This is a genomic window from Desulfatitalea alkaliphila, assembly GCF_022968795.1.
GTDB classification, from domain to species: Bacteria; Desulfobacterota; Desulfobacteria; order Desulfobacterales; family Desulfosarcinaceae; genus Desulfatitalea; species Desulfatitalea alkaliphila.
Genome location: NZ_JALJRB010000010.1, coordinates 16,887 through 34,168, shown reverse-complemented (window position 1 = coordinate 34,168; position 17,282 = coordinate 16,887). Strand labels below are relative to the sequence as shown.

The following is a 17,282-nucleotide window of genomic DNA, read 5'->3' as shown; positions in this document are numbered from 1 at the left end:
TCCCCGCATCAGGGTTTTTTCCAGAGACATTTCTATCATATTTCGCAGTATTTGATCGATCCGTCAATATTTATAGTTATAACCGCCAATATTGGCGGATATTCGGATTTTTTTGTTCATTATTTCATAAACCATTATAATCACTACTCAAAAATTATTGGTACAGCTTTTGCTGTATTTCTTGCCATTCCATCTCCCAGCTCTTTTTCGACCCTTTTGTAAGGAGTTCCCATGAACGTTGTCGTCATCGTCGCCGACACTTGGCAATTCAACTACCTCGGGTGCTACGGCAATTCCTGGATTAATACCCCCAACATCGATCGCCTGGCCGGCATGTCCACAGTTTTCGAAAATGCCTATGCCGAGGGTTGTCCGACGGTGCCAACCCGGCGCGCCCTGATGACCGGGCGCTACACCTTGCCTTACGGCGGGTGGATGCCCCTCGGCACCCGTGACCAGACCCTTACCGACATAATGTGGCATGAGGCCATTCGCACGGCTTTGATTTACGACACCAGCCCCATGCACCTGCCCCGCTTCGGGTATGGCCGCGGTTTCGATACCGTCCGCTTTTTCCGTGGGCAGGAGTTCGATCACTTCTACAGTCACGATCAGTGCAATCTGGACCCCGACCGTTTTCACAAGCCGGTTTACCGCGATGTGCCGGGCAAGGGACGCGAAGAACTGCTTGCCAGTCGCTACTGTCGCCAGGAGCTGTTGGATTATCTGCCCCAGCGCCAACATTGGCGCGGCGAAGAGGACCAGATGGTGGCGCGGGTGGCCGGCGAAGCCATTGCTTATTTGCAGCAGCGGGACAAGAGCAGACCTTTTTTCCTCTGGATCGACAGTTTCGATCCCCATGAACCGTGGGACCCGCCCTCGGTGTGGGATCCCGATCTATGTTGCCCCTACGATCCGGAATACACGGGGATGGAAATCATCAATCCCGTGCCCACTTACGCTGAAGGCTACCTGACCGAGGCCGAGGAGCACCATATCCGGATGCTCTATGCCGAGAAGATCACCCTCGTGGACAAGTGGTTGGGAAAAGTGCTCGACACATTGGCGCAAGAGAGATTGATGGACGACACCCTTGTCGTCTTCTTGTCCGACCACGGACAACCCCTGGGGCGCGGCGTTCACGGGCACGGTATTATGCGCAAATGCCGACCGTGGCCCTATGAAGAATTGGTCCACATCCCGCTGATCATCCACTGCCCGGACGCCGCGCCGCGGCGGGTCGCTTCTTTTGTGCAGACCGTGGACATCGCCCCCACCATTCTGTCTTTTCTCGGCATCACGGAACGGGGCGCCCGCATGCAGGGCAAGAACCTGCTGCCCCTGATCCGTGGGGAGAAAGACAGCGTGCGCGATTTTGCCATTGCCGGGTATTACAACTTTTCATGGAGCATGATCACTGAAGATTGGTCTTACATCCACTGGCTGGAGGAGAAGCATTTCAAGGAGAATCCATTGAAGGCCGCCGCCGCGGTGGGTTTGCACGATTACCAGGAGAATACCCACGTGTGGACCTGCACCCCCGGCAGTGAGGCGCAACTGCCGCGGTCCGATGAATTGTACGATCGCCGCAAGGACCCGTTTCAGCAAGACAACCTGCTGGGTGCCGACAGCGGCACGGCCACCGATTTGAACCGCATGCTTTTCGATTTCATGCGATCGCTCAAAGCCGAAGAATAGGATCGTCGGCGCAACGCAAAGGGGAGAAATACATGGAAACCATATATGGCATCGCCGAAAACCTGTGGACAGGCAAAACCACCACCTACACCCACCACCCCTTCGGCCCGCCCTACGGATTGGAGAAAGTTTGCGACGGCGTCTATTTCTTCAAGGGTTTTGCCAACACCATTGTGTTGGAGACCGATGCGGGACTGGTGATCGTGGATCCCGCGGGCATGGTGGATGTGACCATGAAATATCCCGCCATTCGCAAGGTGCTGCAGGCACCATTGCACACCGCCATTTTTACCCATGGCCATGTGGACCATGTCTTCGGCGTGGACGACTATGCCGCTGAAAATGCCCGCAACGGAACGGCGCCGCCACGGGTGGTGGCCCACCGGCTGCTGCCGGAGCGCTTGAGGCGCTACATCCGCACCGCCGGTTGGAACAGTGCGCTCAATTCCAGGCAGTTCAGGGGCGGTGTCGAAAAGGTGGCCTGGCCCACCCGCTACTGGTGGCCGGATTTGCTCTACGAGGGCGCCCTGGATTTCACGGTCGGCGATCAGCCCATCCAGGTGCGCCATTGCCGCGGGGAAACCGATGACCACAGTTGGGTGTTCTTCCCCTCGCAAAAGGTGCTGTGTACCGGAGATCTGTTCATATACGCCGTGCCCAACGCCGGCAATCCGCAGAAGGTGCAGCGGTTCGCCGGGGAGTGGGCCGATGGCTTGAAACGCATGGCGGCCCTTGCCCCCGAGTACCTGCTGCCCGGGCACGGCTTTCCCATCGTGGGCCGCGAACGGGTTGCCGAGGCGCTGCTGAACACCGCCCGGCTGCTGGAACACCTGGACAGCGAGACGGTGCGGCTGATGAACGAAGGGGCCGACCTGGATCGTATCCTGAACGCCGTTGCGGTGCCGCCGGATCTGGCCGATTTGCCCTATTTACAGCCGGTCTACGACGAGTCGGAGTTCATCGTGCGCAATATCTATCGCCTCTACGGCGCATGGTATGACGGGCAACCCAGCCATCTCAAACCGGCGCCCCAGAGGGAACAAGCCAACGTCGTCGCCGAACTGGCCGGCGGGGTGTCGTTGGTGATGGAGAAAGCCTTGTCCTGTTCCCGCGACGGCAACCATCGCCTGGCCTGCCAATTGGCCGATTGGGCCGTGCTGGCCGCACCCGAAGACGATGCGGTGCGGTCGGCGGCCGGCCGGATATACCTCGATCGCGCACTGCAGGAGCCGTCCACCATGGCCATGGGCATTTTTCTGGCCGAGGCGGCGCGACTCGGCGCGCAGCTGCCGGAAGGCCACCTGGCGGCCGGCCGGATCATCATGGCCCAATGTGAAAGGGGTCCGTTCCAAAAAATTTGAATGCAACCTTAAAAGGACGTCTACCCCATGACCACACCGCCTCGCAGTTCCGGATGGGATATTCGCCTGCTTTCCATCCTGATAACAATCACGGCGCTGGCCATGATCGCCTACCACGTGATGATCGTCCAGCATCCGGTTTTCGGCGAGTTGATGAGCCAGAACACCCATCTGGGATTCGCCCTGGTGCTCGTGATGCTGCATCTGGCGCGCTGGGCGGGCCGTTGGTGGTGGCGGGCCGCCTATGTCATGGGGGCGCTGCTGTCCCTGTTCCTGGTGATATACATGGCCGTGGAGTATGAGCGGTTGGATATGTACGCCGGTTTTCCCGAATTCCGGGATGTGCTGGTGGGCATCGCCTTGATCACCCTGGTGATCGCCCTGACCTGGCGCACTTTCGGTGCCATCTTTCCCGCGCTGGTAATGGCCGGCATCGCGTATGCCCTGTGGGGCCACCACCTGCCCGGCATCATGGGGCATCCCCCGCTGAAATTGGATTTCGTGGTTTCAAATCTGTCGGTAGGGTTTCAGGGCATCTACGGCATGCTGCTCAGCGTTTCCGTCAACGTGATTTTCCTGCTGGTCATTTTCGGCGCCATCTTCGGCGCCACCGGCGTCACCCAATTCTTCATGACGTTCGGTACGTTGTTGAGCCGCCATCTGCGCGGCGGCGCCGGGCAAACCGCCGTCTTCTCCAGTTCCTTCGTGGGCATGGTCAACGGGGTGGCCGCGGCCAACGTCGCCATCACCGGCGCCTACACCATTCCGGTGATGAAAAAATCGGGTTTTTCCGGAGAACAGGCGGCGGCCATCGAAGCCATGGCCTCCACCGGTGGGCAGCTCACCCCGCCGATCATGGGGATCGCCGTTTTCATCATGGCCAATTTTCTCGGCATCTCCTACGCCCAGCTGATGTCCAAGGCGCTCGTGCCGGCCCTGGCCTATTATGCCATAGCAGTGTTGGGGGTCATGCTCATCGCCTCCCGGCGCGGTATTCCCCTCTCCACGGCGGCGGTGGATTGGTCGATGTTGCGGCGGGGTGCACCTGTCTTCCTGCTGCCCATGGCCGTTCTGACCGGAATGCTCTTCATGCATCACACTGTCGGCAAAGCCGCGGTGTGGAGTATTATCACCTTGCTTGCGGTCTCGTGTGCGCGTCGTGCCACAAGGCCTGCATGGCGCGATCTGCTGCAACAACTGGAAGGCGGAGCGGTGCTGGCCGCCACTTTTGCCGTGGCCACGGCCTGCATCGGCATCCTGGTCAAATGCATGACCTTCACCGGGTTGGCCACCAAATTGAGCATGGTGATCACTGCAGTCGCCGGTCAATCCCTGCTGCCCACGCTGGTCATGGTGATGGTGCTTTCCATTTTTCTGAGCGCCTCCACCCCCACCGTCATCGCCTATGTCGTGGTGGCCTTTTTGGCTGCACCGGTGCTCACGGAGTTGGGGGTCGATCAGACGGTGGCCCATTTCTTCGTTTTCTATTATGCGGTGTTGGCAACCGTAACGCCGCCGGTGGCAGGTGCGGCCATGGTGGGCAGCCAGATCGCGCGGGCCGACTATTTAAAGAGCGCCTGGGAAAGCTTCAAACTGGTCGGACCTTTTTACATTCTGCCTTTCTTCATGGTCCGCAATCCGGTCATCCTGCTGGAGGCCCAGCCTTTGCACCAGGCCGTCATGGCCCTGTGCGGGCTGACGGTGGCCATGTTCGGCATAATGTGTCTGGCCCAACGCTTCTGCTTGGTTAAACTGGGCGGTAAAGATGCCGCCGTCGTCGCGGTGGCTGTGATCGCCGCTACCATCGGTGGTTTCTATCACTCGTCCGCCGCAATGGTCTTTTCGCTGATCGTCGCCGTCGGTTTTCTGACGGTCCAGTTCCGCAAGCGCCGTCGATCCGTTATCCTACCCCGTTTTACCGGGGCGGCCCCATCGTCCAACACACCTTCATAAGGGGAGGTACCACATGAAACGCAGTTTGTTGATTATCGTGTCACTGATGGCCCTGATCGCCATGCTGGGGGGTCCCGGCCTGGCCGCCGCCCAGCGGGAACCGGTGGACGTGGTGTTCATGACCACGCCTTTCGGCACGCACATGTACGCCAGCGGCGCCGCCGCCGAGCAGGTGTTCAAAAAGGCCGGATCCTGGGTGCGCGTGAAACACCAGGAAACGCCCGGCGCCATGTACATGTACCGTTATGTTGTCGAAAACCTGGAGAAGATGAAAAAGGGGGAGGCGCCCCACACCCTGGTGATGGGAGCGCCGGACCTGCTGCCGTTTCTACTGGAGGCACGGCCGCCCTTCGAAAAGGTGCGATGGCCCGGTGTCAAAGCGGTGGTGCCCAATCCGTCCGTCATGGGGGTCTATGCCACCTTTGACCCCGAAATCCGGACATTGCGGCAATTGGAAGGTAAAAAAGTGTGCACCGGCGAACGCTCGAGACCCTTTCAGGGGATCTTGCTCGACAAGCCGCTTTTCAGCTTGCTGGGTATCTATGACGACATTCGCTGGTCCTTCCTGGGGAGTGTGGGGTGCAAGGATGCTTTCCTCAACAACGCGGTGGATGCGTTGCCCTTACGTTTCATGGGGATGGTGGAGATCGACGATCAGGGCATGATGACGACACCGCGCGCCTCCGGCGGTCCGGCTACTTTGGAGGTGCTCAACAGCGGCCGCAAGGTCCATTTCATCCCGATGCCGCCGGAATTGCTCGGCAAAATCCGCGATATTCCCGGCGCTTTGGTGCAGCACCCCATTGTCTTCCGCAAAAACGCCTTCGAAGGACTGGATCAAGATCTGTTCGGGCGGGCGGGCCCCAACTGCTTTATCGGGGATGCCGCCATACCCGACGATATTGTCATGGAGATCGTGCGCGTGTGGCATGAACACAGGGCCGAATTCGGGAAATATGCCGATTTTCTCAATTACATGCCCCGCACGCCCTATCCCATTGGCGCGGATCCCGAAGACGTCCATCCGGGGGTGTTAAGATTTATGGAAGAGAAGGGGCTGCCTGTGCCAAAGGTGGCTAGATAGATAAGTTGTTGATATAAAAAAGTTTTAAGTTTTAAGTGTTAAGTTTTAAGTTAATGAATTCTATCGATTATAGGGGGTTGGGGGTGGTCGAACCGATGGGCCCTTCCACCAACCCGTAGGGGCACGGCACGCCGTGCCCGGGTAGCCCAGCTCCACTCGCCTGAACATAGGATTGGATAGGTTTGGTTTTTATTCCTTTTCCTTGTCGGGTTTTGTTTCCTGGAAAGGGCTTTCGCCGCCTTCTGCAAATGATGGTCGGCAATCCACGGTGGTTCCCTCGCCGTGTTTGACGATCAGGTAGTAGCCGACGCTCATGGCCAGAACCACCGCCGCCGTGGCCCAGATGTAGTCGGGGGTGGTGGTGGCGTAGTCCAGGATGATCACTTTTCGCGCGATGGCCATCAGGGCGGTCGCCATCACGATTTTGACATGGATCACATCATCCCTGAGGTAGATGGTGATGTTGATGAAAATTTCAATGGCGATCAAAACCGCCATGAAGGCGCCGAAGGTGGCGAGCATGTCGCTGATGGTCAGCATCAGGAAGGGTGGCGTATTGAGTTTCTGGTAGATCACCCAGCCCACGTCCACCACACCCCATAAGATCACCAGGGTCATCAATGCCGCCAGGCAGCGGACGGCAAAGCGGATGATGATCCGCAGTTTTTGCATCAACGGTTCTTTGGGATTGGCAAGGTCGTCCAAGGGTCGCTCCCGTTTCGATGATGGGTCGCACATCAGCGGCACGGTGTGTTCTGCCTTGCCCCCGAAGTTGATGCCCGGGGTTTCAGGCGAAGTTGCACACCATGCTGTCCAGCGGTACATATGGTTTATAGCCGCCACCGGTCGCTTTGGCAAGGTATCCCGGCACCGCAACGCCGGAATTCAATTCCGCATAATGGACAAAGGTGCGTCCGTCGATCCGCACCTTCATGCCGGCGCGGGGTGCCTTGAGCGGTACGATGGCAAATGTGTGCTCATAGGCCTGCTTCAGATCCGTGAACCCCAAACGGTCGGCTTGCTGCCCCACGTTCACCTCCATGTAGTGGCGCCCCCCCTTTTGCAATACATCGCGGTAGGTCTCTTCGATCACATTTAACACTTTCGATAGGCGTTCATCCATCTTTTGCCTCCTTTGGATTTATATTGTCTGAATTCAAATGCTCGCCATTCAATGGGAATAGGCAATGGGAAAGGAATGGCGTGACAATGGGAGGGGAATCCTGCCATTGGATCGGATTCGGTGTTTGACTTTGGCGACTGCCTTGGTGAATGTATTGAAGAGGGAAGAGGTGGACAAACGGCTTTTGTGCACCGATCCATTTATCAATCATCGAGGAGGCATTGATGGACATGCTCGATTTGAAGGGCAAACGGGTCCTGCTCACCCAGGCCGACACCTTCATGGGGCCGGCCTTGCAGGAGGTGTTCGCGGCGCTGGGGGCTGCGGTGATCGCCGACCGGCGTCCACTGGTGGAGCCGCAGCTGCCAGAGCGCATCGTCGCCGATGCCGGCCCTGTGGACATCCTGATCGCTCACTTGGCCGTCGCCGCGCCGCGCTCCCACGCGCAGGAGACCACCGAGGCCGAATGGCAAACGGTGTTCGACCACTTGGTTCACCCCCTGCCGCGATTGCTGCGCGCCGTTTTGCCGGCCATGATCCAGCGTCGATCGGGCAAGGTGCTGCTCATCGGCAGCGCCGCCCCGTTGCGCGGCATGAAACGGGCTTCCACATACAGCGCGGCCCGCGGGGCGCAACTGGCCTATATTCGGGCGGTGGGGGTGGAGGTGGCGCCCCACAACATCCAGGTCAACGCCATCGCCCAGAATTTCGTGGACAACCCGACCTACTTTCCACCCGAAATCCAGGCCAATCCCGCCTTTCAGGAGCGGCTCAAGCGCGAGGTGCCCCTGGGGCGGCTGGTGTCGGGACGCGAGGACGCCCTCCTTGCCGCCTACCTGTGCAGTCCGGCCGCCGACTGTTTCGTGGGCCAGGTGTTTCCGGTGTGCGGCGGCTGGGCCGCTTGACCGGGTAGAAACGACACGTGTCCCCAAAAGGGATTCGGGCACGCCTTACGGCCCCTCCGCCGGCCGGATGTTCTGGTTCATGCGAAAGAGGTTCGTGGGGTCGTATTTGCGTTTCACCTCCGCCAGCCGCTGGTAGTTGGAGCCGTGGCTGGTGGGCCAGGGATCGCCCTCGTCCTCGGCGAATCCGGGGAAATTCATATAGACACCGCCGTTGGAGAAGGGCCGCATCTCTTCCCAGAAGTGTCGGATCCAGGCGATGTTGTCCGTCGATTCGGCCGGGTCGGTCCAGCCGCCGTCGATGCTGAGCATGTATTGGGCGGCGCGGTTGCGGACAGCGGTGGCATCGGGGGCCACCCGTTCGATGGCCCCGCCCAGGTGGCGGATGATGACTAGGATGCCGGGGCTGGGCCGCTTGGCAGACATGGAAACGATGGTGTGCAGCGCCTCGTCGCTGATCCGATCCATGAAAAGCGATTTCCAATAGTACAGACCGCCTTCCGGCAGAAACGCGTCGAAGGCCTGTTGTGCTTCGAGATAAGTTGCACGCCCGCTGAAGTCCAGCAACTTGCCGTCCAGATCCCGCATCGTGCGAAACAGCGCTTCGCCGCCTTCCGGAGGCCCCGAATACATACCGTCCAGCAGGCAGGCATCGGTACCGTGCAGGTGGGCCGGGATATCCGGGTGGGTCGGTATGGACCAGATGGCGAATGCGGTGGATGCTTCATCCGGCGCCTCGGCAGTGAAGGCGCGCCAGGTGCGAAACAGCCACTCCGCCTGGTCCAAGGGATAGAACGGGTTGACGGAGTACACCTCCGGGCCGACGGGGTGCAGTTGAAACTCGAAGGCGGTCACAACGCCGAAATTGCCTCCGCCGCCGCGCAAGGCCCAGAACAGGTCCTGGTTCTGGTTGGCGCTGGCCGTGAGCGTATGGCCGTCCGCCGTCACCAGACCCACGGACAACAGGTTGTCGCTGCTCATGCCGTATTTGCGGCGCAGGTACCCCACGCCGCCGCCCAGGGTCAGGCCGGCCACGCCGGTTTCGGACACCTCGCCGCCCGGCGTGGCCAGGCCGTGGGGCTGGGTCGCCCGGTCCACATCGGCCCAACGCGCACCGGCCGCCACCCGCGCCCTGCGGCTTTCGGGGTCCACCGTCACCTCCCGCATCAGGGACATGTCGATGACCAATCCGTCGTCGCAGACGGCATAACCGGCCACATTGTGGCCGCCGCCGCGCACCGCGATCACGAGGCCGTTCTCCCTGGCGAAGCCGATGGCCGCCGCCACGTCCGACGGCGTTCGGCACTGGGCGATGACAGCCGGTCGGCGATCGATCATGTGGTTCCACACCCTGCGGGCGTGCTCATATTCGGCATTGCCGGGTGTGATCACCGGCCCGGAGAAAGCGGCCTTGAAAGTGTTCATACTATTGTTGTCAATGGATGATGGGTTCATTGTCTTTTCCTTTCAATGCAAGATGGACAGCGGGGGAGGCGCCGCGGGATGGCTCGGCTGCCGGATGCGCGGGGTCGCGAGCGTCGGTCGCTGGGGGATGCGGGTTGCGCCGGGGATGGGGCGGTCAGGCTGAGCGGATGACAAGGGCACAACGATGCAACGGTGGCGCGGACCGGACGTCTCCACCTGGATTGTGTTTTTAAAATTGATTTTATGTCCGTTTTGTCAATATATGGAGTGGCCTTCCCGTTGCAATCGTATCGGATCAAATCGGATCGGATCGCAAGCGATGCGAGGGTGCGCAATAGGATGGGGGCAGGGGTGGACCGGCCGAATGGCGCCACCCAATTCAGGCTCAAGAGGTGTCTGCAATGACAGACGATGATTTTGCCGGCCGTGCGAATGCGGCGGAGATGCTCAAGGACAGTGACCGGCTGTTCAAAGCCATCGTGACCACCAGCCAGGAGTGGATCTGGTCCATCGATATCGCGGGAAAACACATTTTCAGCAATCCCGCTGTCGAGAAGATACTGGGCCGCCGGCCGGAAGAGATCACAGGGAGTGCATGGCACCAAATGGTGCATCCGGAAGATGTTGCCAAGGTCAAGGATGCCTTGAGCAAAAGCATGGCGCAGCGGACCGGATGGCGGAACCTGGTGCTGCGCTGGCGGCACAAGGACGGTACTTTTCGTTGGCTGGAGAGCAATGCGGTGGCCGTGTTGGACGACGCCGGCCGGGTGATCGGCTTCCACGGCTCCGACCGGGACATCACCGACCGCACCCGGTCTGAAGAGGATCTACAGTCCAACGAGGCCCGTTTCCGCCTCATGTTCCAAAACGCCCCCATGCCCTACCAGTCCCTGGACGAAGAGGGACGCTTCATCGATGTCAATCAAGCCTTCCTGGACACCCTCGGCTACCGGCGGGAGGAGCTGATCGGCAAGTATTTCGGCGATATCCTGCACCCCGACTGGGTGGACCACTTCAAAACCAACTTTCCGCGCTTCAAAGCGGTGGGCGAAGTGCTCGGCGTGGAATTCGAGATGGTCAAAAAGGACGGCGGCACCATCCTGGTCTATTTCAACGGTAAAATTCAACGGGACGTCATCGGCCGTTTCGAGCGCACCCACTGCATCTTTCAAGACATCACCGAGCGGCGCAGGGCTGAGGCGGGGCTCAAACAAGCCGAGGCCCGGCATGCCAAAATGATCGCCAACATCGGCGATGTGATCGTCATCATCGATCAGGAGGGCATCAACCGCTACAAGAGCCCCAACATCGCAAAGTGGTTCGGCTGGCAACCGGAAGAGTTGATCGGCCGGCCCGCCCTGGAAAACGTCCACCCCGACGACATCCAAAGGGCGACCGATTCGCTGGGACAACTGTTCCAAGCGCCCAACCGCACCCTCACCGACCAATTCCGCTATCGATGCAAGGACGGGCATTACAAGTGGATCGAATTCACCGGTACCAACCTGCTGCACGACCCCGATATTCAGGGCGTTCTCGGCAACTACCACGATATTACCGAGCGCAAGCAGGCCGAAGTGGAACGGGAGAAGCTCGAAACGCAGATGCGCCACTCCCAGAAGATGGAATCCGTGGGGCGTTTGGCCGGCGGGGTGGCCCACGACTTCAACAATATGCTGGGGGTGATCCTGGGGCACACAGAGATGGCCCTGGAGCAAGTCGCCCCTTCGCAGCCCGTTTACGACGATTTGCAGGAGATCGGCAAGGCGGCTCGCCGCAGCGCCGATTTGACCCGCCAGCTGCTCGCCTTCGCCCGCAAACAAACCGTTGCGCCGAAGGTGCTGGATCTGAACCGGACAGTGGAAGGGATGCTCAAGATGTTGCGCCGGTTGATCGGCGAAGAGGTCGAGCTGGCATGGCATCCGGGCGCCCGACTCTGGCCGGTGAAAGTCGACACCACCCAGATCGATCAAATCCTGGCCAATCTGTGTGTCAATGCGCGCGATGCCATCGACGGCGCGGGCACCATCGTCATCGGCACCGAAAATGCGACCGTGGAGACAACGGTTTCCGATGAACCGGACGCCCCGCCGCCCGGCGATTTCGTCCGCTTGACCGTTCAGGACGACGGCGCCGGCATGGACGAGGCTACCATCGAACATCTGTTCGAACCCTTTTACACCACCAAGCCCATCGGCCAGGGCACCGGCCTGGGACTGGCGACGGTGTACGGCATCGTCAAGCAGAACGGCGGCTTCATCCGGGTGCAAAGCAGGCCGGGAGAGGGGACCACCTTCTCGCTGCACTTCCCCCGGCACCATGAGGCCGCGAACCACAGCCTTCCCAGCGAACCACCACCGCGACCGGCATCCGGCCGTGATACCATTCTGCTGGTGGAGGACGAGCCGTCCATCCTGCACATGATCACCCAGATCCTGCACCGCAAAGGGTACCGGGTGCTCGCTGCCGCCGGCCCCGACCGGGCGCTGGAACTGGCGCGCACCCACGAAGGCCCGATCCACCTGCTTATGACCGATGTCGTCATGCCCGCAATGAACGGCCGCGAATTGGCGACTCAAGTGCGCCTCCTGCATCCCGCCATCCGCTGTCTCTTCATGTCCGGCTACACCGCCGACGTGATCGCCAAGCACGGCGTTCTCGAAGAGGGGGTCCACTTCATCCAGAAACCCTTTTCCGTCAACGCCCTGGCGCTGAAAGTCCGCGCCTGTTTGGAAACAGCGTAAGCGATCTTATTCGGAAGTGGCCAGTTCTCGACCGGCAGTAGCTTGGATCCCGCTTCGTCAATTGGGTGTGTACACAGTTTGGAACCACAAAATCTGAATATTCTAGGTACGTCCCGCATTGCCCGCCGTCCCGCATTGCCCGCGTCCCGCATTGCCGATAGAGATGAAAGTCCACTTCTGTCTGGAAACAGCGTGAGTCATTACCAAAACTACATGCGATTGCGATGTCTTATCAGTGCATTCTATGTGGATTTTTTCCTTTCAAGTTGCTATCATTAAAAATTACCTCGGCGCGTGCCTGCCGGTGCAAGTACAGTCCCTTTGGTAGATTTCATGAAAATTAACAACGGAGCATCCGGCAAAATTCAGCTTGAGGCTGTTTCCGATTCTGTTCAGTTGGATTTGAGGAAAGGAAAGAGAAATGCAACCGTTAATCGATGAACAAAAAATTAAACAATTGATGAAAGAGGCCTTTATCGAGGCATTGCAGGAACAAAAAGGCGTTTTGCATGATTTGGTTGTAGAGGCTGTTGAGGATATTGCCCTTGAGAATGCCATCCGGCAAGGGGAAGACTCGCCATCGGTAAGTAGGAAGGAAATTTTTGATATTCTGGAAGGCTCAACGTGAAGATCGTCTTCAAAAAGCGTTTTGCCAAGGATTTAAAGCAAATATCATATGATCACAAGCTCTTGGAAAGAGTGAAGCAGATTATCGCTCATTTCGAACGCGTTGATGATACTGGTCAAATACCAAACCTGAAAAAACTCAGAGCGCAGGGCGATTACTATCGTATCCGATCCGGTGAATATCGGATAGGGATGATCATCGAAAACGATACAGTCACCTTTGTCCGTGTACTTCATCGAAGGCAAATCTACCGCTTTCTTCCTTAATTGGAAAAACAACGCGATAAAAGAGACGGTCAGGGGCAGGTTATCGCAAGTGCTTGACGGCCTTGATGACAACATCGAGAATGCACTCATCCGCTCCCTATCAAAAAGGGGTTACAGCACCAAGTCTGTAACCCCTTGATTTTTATGGCGCGCCCGGCAAGATTCGAACTTGCGACCTACGGATTCGTAGTCCGGCACATAGGGTAAATTTTACACACCTTGTAAAGAGTTGAAGCGCATTGATTATCATTGACAATACCAAGGAATAACACGAAAAACAAGCCATACCAAACCTGGGGTGCCTACCGCCAATCAACACTTTTCAATTGACAAATATGGTAAAAATGTGCTTACATGATGCTTACACGATATGGGCACTTTTTGACAACCCGACCGACGGATTTTGAACCGGGAGCCACACAAACCAGATGCGGATTATACGTCCGAAGGTCAAACCCGTGTAAGCAGTGTAAGCAGGAGGGCGGTAAAATGGCACAAGTCAAACTGACAGCGGGCCGCGTGCGGGAATTCCAATGCCCGGCCGACACCAAGCAAACCTTTCTATGGGACAGCGTGGTCCCTGGCCTGGGGGTGCGGGCGACCACCAACGCCAAGGTGTTCATTTTTCAATCCCGTCTGGCCGGAAAATCCATCCGCGTCAAAATAGGCGATGTGCGGACCTGGGCCATCGATTCAGCGGACCCGCCAGGGGCGCGCCAGGAGGGGCGGCGCCTTCAGGGGTTGATTGATAAGGGTATTGACCCCCGCATTGATAAACAGCAAACCGTGGCCGACACCGCCCGGCAGCAGGCCGAAGCCCGGCGGGCAACGGCTACCGTAGGCGAAGCATGGGCTGCCTATATCGAGGCCAGGTCCCACAAATGGAGTGAGCGCCACTTGTTCGACCACCAGGACCTTGCCAAGCCCGGCGGCGAACCCGTCAAGCCCCGCGGCGGGAAAAAGGGCACCAAGATTAAGGCCGGACCATTGGCGTCACTGATGCCCATGAAATTGGCTGACCTGACCCCGGCAACGGTCGAAGCCTGGGCCGCCAAAGAGGCCGGGCGGCGTGGGACGCGGACCCGCCTTGCCTTTTCTTTACTGCGCGCGTTTGTCAATTGGTGCAACCGCAACCCTGAATATGCCGGCCTGGTGTCGCCGGAAGCCTGCGGAACCCGCATCAAACGCGAAACCATACCCAAGGGTAGGGCCAAGGACGACTGTTTGCAAAAGGAGCAGTTAAGCGCTTGGTTCAAGGCCGTGCGCGGACTATCGAACCCGGTGATGGCCGCATACCTTCAAACCCTGCTATTGACCGGCGCCAGGCGCAATGAGCTTGCCGGGCTGAAGTGGGATGGCGTGGATTTTCGATGGGACAGCATGACCATTCACGACAAGGTGGAGGGTGAACGGACCCTACCGTTGACACCTTATATTAAGGCCCTGCTGGCGCCATTGCCCCGGCGCAATGCGTGGGTGTTCTCAAGCCCCAAGGCCGCGTCAGGGCGCCTTGAGGAACCAAGGATTCCGCACAACCGGGCATTGGCCGCTGCGGGCATCGAGGGCTTGACCTTGCACGGTCTGCGGCGATCCTTCGGGACCCTTTCCGAGTGGGTGGAGGTGCCCGCCGGGGTTGTCGCCCAACTGATGGGCCACAAGCCGAGCGCGACCGCCGAAAAACATTACCGGCGCCGGCCGCTTGATTTGTTGCGGATGTGGCACGTTAAAATCGAGGCGTGGATTTTAGAACAGGCTGGAATAGAACAGCCAGCGGAGGTTACGACCGGGCTGCAAGTCGTGAAAGGATAAGGACGCCATGACCAAGCGACGAAAACCACCGATGGCCGACCGCATCAAGGCCCTGTTGGACCCCACGGACTGGGGGGTGATTTTTCAGGACCTCGACAACCTGGCGACCGAAGCCCCGGACCGTATCCCATCCTTTACCCGATTCGTTATCGCCGACCCCCTGGAAGCGTTTATAAAGGATGAACTGGACCGCCACGGCCTGACAGTATGCTACGGTGATGCTATGGCGCTGCTGATTGTGGTCAACGCAACCGTCAAGCATATCGGCGACCCTGATGCCCTGCGCGATGCCATATCGGATATAAACTGGTCGTGGCGGGACTTCTACGCAAGCGCATCTAAACAGCAAATTGCGGCGGCCAGCGACACGCAAAGGAAACGGGCCAGCAAGCCCCGAACCCGCGAAGGAGTGGCACCTAAAGAGCGTGAAAAGCGCAACCAGGCCATCATTGACCACTACGGGCGACTTCGGCATCGGCTGACGGCCAGTGCTTTCGCTGAAAAATACGCCATCAAATACTGCCTTAAGCCCCGGACAATTCGCGCAATCCTATCAAAGCGTGTTGGCACTTAGCCGGGTTAGATGCCAACTTTCTGAATAATATCAATGATTTAACGTTGATTGCCGCAAGCATCTGACTTATTCTGTGGACAACTCAATAAAGAAAGGGGTTGTCCATGAATCAGTATCTTCCCACTTCAAAATTTGCCGAATCCCTTGGCGTAAAAAATGATTCCGTGCGGCGTGGGCTGTGCGTGAAGGGCCATTACCTTGGCGTGCGGCCGGTCAAGCTGCCCAATGGGCGATTGATGTGGCCGGCGAAAGCCGTGGAGCAACTACTCCAGCTTGAAAAGGAGTAGGCGCCATGGCACGAATCACTATCGACTGCGCAGACCCCAACGACTTCGCCCAGATTGTCGAAAAGGCCGAGCAGGCCGCCGGCCGTTGCAACGTCACCTATGCCAAGCAGGCGGCCGCATTGGTCGAGGCTGGGACCGTCAGGTCCGAGAGGGCGGCGGCACAGCAGATTGCAGAGGAAACAGGCGAGCCGGTCAACACGGTTCGCGCAATGATTCAGCGCGGAAAGTCGGAAGTGGATGCAACTGCATCCAAAATGGAATGGCCGAAGTGCAAAAAATGTAAGACCGAAGATGTTTCCCATGCAAGTCTGCATCGCCCTGCAAAGGACCGCCTGTGCTCAGAGTGCCGGCGCGAAGTTGCAGCAGAAAAATTGAAGGCCGCACAAGAAGCATTTGAAGCTGTGCCGGTTGACGCTGAATCCGATGCGTTTTGGCGGCATTTTGTCTCTTCAGCACAAGCCCTACTCGATGCGGGAACGCCCTTGACCAAGGTGGCGCCCCAAACCTGGTCCGAAGTCTATGACCTCCATACCACCCTTGGCAAGTACCTGGGCTTTCTTGCGGAACAGTCACAACCGCCGGGCACTTGAGGTGGCGCATCTTGCTCCGTGGGAGCAAAAAAACAACCCCGACCGTGGACGGCGGCCGGGGCGAGAGTGAAGGGAACCGAATGAATGACTGATCATAACGCAAATAGCGGGCGCGGTCAAGGCTTTGTCTTCGCCTACCGGCGGGCCGTAGCATCGAAGGACGGGCCGGAGCATTCCACAACCCGGTTGGTGCTATTGGCCCTGACCGTGTTTATGGATCCGGACGGCGGCAACTGCTTTCCATCGACCGCCACCTTAGCGACGGCAGCCGGCATATCGGAAAGATCGGTATGCACGCACCTGGATATCGCGGTGGAAACCGGATGGCTGTTCAAGGCCGTTGCGGGACACAACGGGCAGGGTTGGCGGCGGCACTGTTACCATCCAACAATCCCAAAGGCACTGAAAGAGGTTCAGCACCTTGAAGCAAAAGGCACTGAACCTGGTGCAAAAGGCACTGAACCTGACGACATAAAGGCACTGAAAGAGGTTCAGTCTACCAAATCAGATACCAAATCAAATACCAAACCAACTATTAGCAAAAACGTCCATTCCTTTTTGTTGAAAAACGGCGACACCTTCCATGTGGGTGATGATGCAGTGCAAGAATTACAGACCGCGTATCCTGGTATCAATATCGAGAGTGAGTTGAAAAAAATCCGTTCCTGGTGTTTTGCAAATCCAGACAAGCGAAAGACGCGGAAGGGCGCCATGCGTTTCGTCAACGGCTGGATGGCGCGGGCGGCGAAGGACCATAGGGACAACGGTGGGACGGATCGGGCGGCGATTCGGTCCAAGTACGACAATATAGAGCAGTTCACATTCAATCTGGAATGAA

The 17,282-nt window shown here is 58.4% G+C and carries 16 protein-coding genes; 13 read left to right on the top strand and 3 right to left on the bottom strand.

Features of this window, described 5'->3' with window-relative positions; all coding sequences use genetic code 11:
• The first annotated feature begins 231 nt into the window (after positions 1–231).
• From MRX98_RS10715 to MRX98_RS10700, 4 genes are read left to right on the top strand one after another with little or no spacing between them, the layout of a single operon-like run.
• On the top strand, positions 232–1,698 hold the full coding sequence (locus MRX98_RS10715; RefSeq protein ID WP_246907108.1) for a sulfatase: 1,467 nt from the start codon (positions 232–234) through the stop codon (positions 1,696–1,698).
• Positions 1,699–1,730: 32 nt separating this feature from the next.
• Entirely contained in the window at positions 1,731–3,059 is a 1,329-nt protein-coding gene (locus MRX98_RS10710) for an alkyl sulfatase dimerization domain-containing protein (protein WP_246907106.1), read from the top strand.
• A gap of 27 nt (positions 3,060–3,086) precedes the next feature.
• Positions 3,087–5,012, top strand: a complete 1,926-nt coding sequence (locus MRX98_RS10705; protein WP_246907091.1) for a TRAP transporter permease — start codon at positions 3,087–3,089, stop codon at positions 5,010–5,012.
• Positions 5,013–5,025: 13 nt separating this feature from the next.
• On the top strand, positions 5,026–6,096 hold the full coding sequence (locus MRX98_RS10700; protein WP_246907089.1) for a TAXI family TRAP transporter solute-binding subunit: 1,071 nt from the start codon (positions 5,026–5,028) through the stop codon (positions 6,094–6,096).
• Between the two features lie 189 nt (positions 6,097–6,285).
• Here the strand turns inward: MRX98_RS10700 and MRX98_RS10695 are convergent, their stop codons facing one another.
• Positions 6,286–6,801, bottom strand: a complete 516-nt coding sequence (locus MRX98_RS10695; protein ID WP_246907087.1) for a phosphate-starvation-inducible PsiE family protein — start codon at positions 6,799–6,801, stop codon at positions 6,286–6,288.
• Positions 6,802–6,883: 82 nt separating this feature from the next.
• Positions 6,884–7,219: a hypothetical protein gene (locus MRX98_RS10690; protein WP_246907079.1), complete on the bottom strand. Its 336-nt coding sequence runs from the start codon at positions 7,217–7,219 to the stop codon at positions 6,884–6,886.
• A gap of 224 nt (positions 7,220–7,443) precedes the next feature.
• Here MRX98_RS10690 and MRX98_RS10685 point away from each other — a divergent pair, with 224 nt between their 5' ends.
• Positions 7,444–8,124, top strand: a complete 681-nt coding sequence (locus MRX98_RS10685) for an SDR family oxidoreductase (RefSeq protein WP_246907077.1) — start codon at positions 7,444–7,446, stop codon at positions 8,122–8,124.
• Between the two features lie 45 nt (positions 8,125–8,169).
• On the opposite strand, the gene MRX98_RS10680 is transcribed toward MRX98_RS10685, so the two are convergent.
• The gene (locus tag MRX98_RS10680; protein ID WP_246907075.1) at positions 8,170–9,576 is read right to left on the bottom strand and encodes an FAD-binding oxidoreductase; all 1,407 of its coding nucleotides are present in this window, start codon (positions 9,574–9,576) and stop codon (positions 8,170–8,172) included.
• A gap of 371 nt (positions 9,577–9,947) precedes the next feature.
• Between MRX98_RS10680 and MRX98_RS10675 the strand changes: the two genes are divergently transcribed.
• From MRX98_RS10675 to MRX98_RS10640, 8 genes are all read left to right on the top strand, one after another.
• Positions 9,948–12,290: a hybrid sensor histidine kinase/response regulator gene (locus tag MRX98_RS10675; protein ID WP_246907073.1), complete on the top strand. Its 2,343-nt coding sequence runs from the start codon at positions 9,948–9,950 to the stop codon at positions 12,288–12,290.
• Between the two features lie 421 nt (positions 12,291–12,711).
• Positions 12,712–12,918 (top strand): hypothetical protein, encoded by a 207-nt coding sequence (locus MRX98_RS10670; protein ID WP_246907071.1) that lies wholly within the window; start codon positions 12,712–12,714, stop codon positions 12,916–12,918.
• Positions 12,915–13,184 carry a type II toxin-antitoxin system RelE family toxin gene (locus tag MRX98_RS10665; RefSeq protein WP_246907064.1) on the top strand — a complete coding sequence of 90 codons (270 nt, stop codon included), beginning with the start codon at positions 12,915–12,917 and terminating at the stop codon, positions 13,182–13,184. The genes MRX98_RS10670 and MRX98_RS10665 overlap by 4 nt, the downstream gene beginning before the upstream one ends.
• A 489-nt stretch (positions 13,185–13,673) precedes the next feature.
• Complete coding sequence (locus tag MRX98_RS10660) at positions 13,674–14,993, top strand: integrase family protein (protein WP_246907062.1); 1,320 nt, start codon at positions 13,674–13,676, stop codon at positions 14,991–14,993.
• A gap of 7 nt (positions 14,994–15,000) precedes the next feature.
• Entirely contained in the window at positions 15,001–15,567 is a 567-nt protein-coding gene (locus MRX98_RS10655; protein WP_246907061.1) for a hypothetical protein, read from the top strand.
• 104 nt (positions 15,568–15,671) lie between these two features.
• The gene (locus MRX98_RS10650; RefSeq protein ID WP_246907059.1) at positions 15,672–15,854 is read left to right on the top strand and encodes a hypothetical protein; all 183 of its coding nucleotides are present in this window, start codon (positions 15,672–15,674) and stop codon (positions 15,852–15,854) included.
• A gap of 5 nt (positions 15,855–15,859) precedes the next feature.
• Positions 15,860–16,444 (top strand): hypothetical protein, encoded by a 585-nt coding sequence (locus MRX98_RS10645; protein WP_246907057.1) that lies wholly within the window; start codon positions 15,860–15,862, stop codon positions 16,442–16,444.
• An 84-nt stretch (positions 16,445–16,528) separates the two neighbouring features.
• Complete coding sequence (locus tag MRX98_RS10640; protein ID WP_246907055.1) at positions 16,529–17,281, top strand: helix-turn-helix domain-containing protein; 753 nt, start codon at positions 16,529–16,531, stop codon at positions 17,279–17,281.
• Position 17,282: the final 1 nt, after the last annotated feature.

Coding starts and splice junctions, on each gene's coding strand:
- MRX98_RS10715 (WP_246907108.1), top strand. CDS start 232: ATGAACGTTGTCGTCATCGTCGCCGACACTTGGCAATTCAACTACCTC.
- MRX98_RS10710 (WP_246907106.1), top strand. CDS start 1,731: ATGGAAACCATATATGGCATCGCCGAAAACCTGTGGACAGGCAAAACC.
- MRX98_RS10705 (WP_246907091.1), top strand. CDS start 3,087: ATGACCACACCGCCTCGCAGTTCCGGATGGGATATTCGCCTGCTTTCC.
- MRX98_RS10700 (WP_246907089.1), top strand. CDS start 5,026: ATGAAACGCAGTTTGTTGATTATCGTGTCACTGATGGCCCTGATCGCC.
- MRX98_RS10690 (WP_246907079.1), bottom strand. CDS start 7,219: ATGGATGAACGCCTATCGAAAGTGTTAAATGTGATCGAAGAGACCTAC.
- MRX98_RS10685 (WP_246907077.1), top strand. CDS start 7,444: ATGGACATGCTCGATTTGAAGGGCAAACGGGTCCTGCTCACCCAGGCC.
- MRX98_RS10680 (WP_246907075.1), bottom strand. CDS start 9,576: ATGAACCCATCATCCATTGACAACAATAGTATGAACACTTTCAAGGCC.
- MRX98_RS10675 (WP_246907073.1), top strand. CDS start 9,948: ATGACAGACGATGATTTTGCCGGCCGTGCGAATGCGGCGGAGATGCTC.
- MRX98_RS10670 (WP_246907071.1), top strand. CDS start 12,712: ATGCAACCGTTAATCGATGAACAAAAAATTAAACAATTGATGAAAGAG.
- MRX98_RS10660 (WP_246907062.1), top strand. CDS start 13,674: ATGGCACAAGTCAAACTGACAGCGGGCCGCGTGCGGGAATTCCAATGC.
- MRX98_RS10655 (WP_246907061.1), top strand. CDS start 15,001: ATGACCAAGCGACGAAAACCACCGATGGCCGACCGCATCAAGGCCCTG.
- MRX98_RS10650 (WP_246907059.1), top strand. CDS start 15,672: ATGAATCAGTATCTTCCCACTTCAAAATTTGCCGAATCCCTTGGCGTA.
- MRX98_RS10645 (WP_246907057.1), top strand. CDS start 15,860: ATGGCACGAATCACTATCGACTGCGCAGACCCCAACGACTTCGCCCAG.
- MRX98_RS10640 (WP_246907055.1), top strand. CDS start 16,529: ATGACTGATCATAACGCAAATAGCGGGCGCGGTCAAGGCTTTGTCTTC.